Genomic DNA, 1,567 nt, shown 5'->3' on the forward strand with positions numbered 1-1,567 from the left:
GCGGTCCCGCTCCTGCTGCTGGCGCTCGCCTGCTACGCGGTGGGCTTCTGGGCGCTGGCCCGCCTCTGATCGGCCGCTCGCCACGGCCGGTCGGTCACCATCCACCCCCCGACCGAGCCCCCGCACCCCGCCCGCTCACCGAGCCCGGCCCCGTCTCAACCGCCGCCCACCCCTACGCGCGACCGCCGGGACACCACCGTCCAGCCGCCGAGGAACAGCAGCAGCGCGGTTCCCGAGCCGATCCCCCCGACGGCGACCAGCCGCATCACCCGCTCGTCGCCCCCGCCCTCCACGGCTCCGGTGAGCGCGGCCTCCCGGTCCTGCTCGGTGATCGTGAAGACGCCCTCCGGCTCGGCACCACCCGCGTACGCGGGCCCCGCGTGTGCCTCTCCGTCCACCCGCACCCGCAGGGTCACCTCGAACGGCCCCTCCCCGAACGTGCCGGACAGCTGCTTGCTGAGGTGCAGGACGAGGTAGTACTCACCGGCGAAGCGGACGGAGGTCACCCCGGCCTGCACGGCGTACCGGTTCGCGTACTCCACGGGCGGCAGCGGTGCGAGGACGGCGGATCTCGCGGTGCCGGTGTAACCGAAGGAGGCGTCCTCCACGGCACCGCGGACCGGGTTGTGGACGGACAGGTTCAGAGCGCCGCCGACATAGCCGTGCCCCGGCGCGCTGCCCAGTTCGGCGGAGGCGTGCAGCCTGCGGCCCCAGTCCAGCGGCACCTTGTAGAAGCGGGTCTCGCCGGGGGCGAGGTCGGTCCGCCAGACCCCCGGGCCCAGCGGGCGCGCGCCGGAGAAACCGGTGCCGCCGGAGCGGTCACGGGGCCGGCCGACGAGGGGCTGCGGTGTGGCCGAGTCCCAGCTCCGTGGCGGACTCGTCGCGCCCGCCCGCGCCAGAGCGGGTTCCGTGGCGGGCGCGATCTCCAGCCCCCACCGCCCGGCCGGGTCCGCCGCGCCGGATCCCCCGGCGTCGAGCCGTTCGACGAGCAGGTAGTAGGTGCCCGCGCCCTGGCACAGCGCCCGGCCCGCCTCGCGCTGACCCAGGGCCGTGACCGGCCGCGGGCTCAGCCCGGCGCCGAAGCGGGCGGAGGCGTAGGAACAGGAGGTGCCGTCCGCGTCCCGCAGCGAGACGCGGATGCCGTCGGTGGCCGAGACGGCGGTGTCCGCCGGCGGTACGGCGGTGACGGGCACGTACGCCGTGTCCCGGGCGGCCAGCCGGAGGCGGTAGTAGAGCCTGCCGTCGCGCGGGAGGGAGCTGCGGTAGGTGTGGCGCGCGTCCAGGAGGACGGCGTCCGCGGTGCCCTCCGCACCCGCGACGGTCCGCGCGCCGGGTGTGAAGGCGTACGAGCCCGGCCGCGCGCCCCCGACGGCCGCCGGGGCGGCCACGACCGAGACGGCACCGTCCGGAGCGGTGGTGCCGGAACGCCCCGGCAGCAGGACCACCGTGGCGGCCACGGCCACGGCGCACCGGGCGGCCACGGCGGCGGGCACGGCGCACCGGGCGGCCACGGCGGCGGCCACGGCGCACCGGGCGACGACGGCCCGCCACCGCGCCCGCGCGTACA

The 1,567-nt window shown here is 77.6% G+C and carries 1 protein-coding gene; it reads right to left on the reverse strand.

Going from position 1 to position 1,567, the window contains the following annotated elements; genetic code table 11:
* Window positions 1-155 precede the first annotated feature (155 nt).
* On the reverse strand, window positions 156-1,523 hold the full coding sequence (locus tag GT045_RS12545; protein WP_345942630.1) for a hypothetical protein: 1,368 nt from the start codon (window positions 1,521-1,523) through the stop codon (window positions 156-158).
* Window positions 1,524-1,567 lie beyond the last annotated feature (44 nt).

The sequence above is a fragment of the Streptomyces sp. SID486 genome, from assembly GCF_009865385.1.
GTDB lineage: Bacteria > Actinomycetota > Actinomycetes > Streptomycetales > Streptomycetaceae > Streptomyces.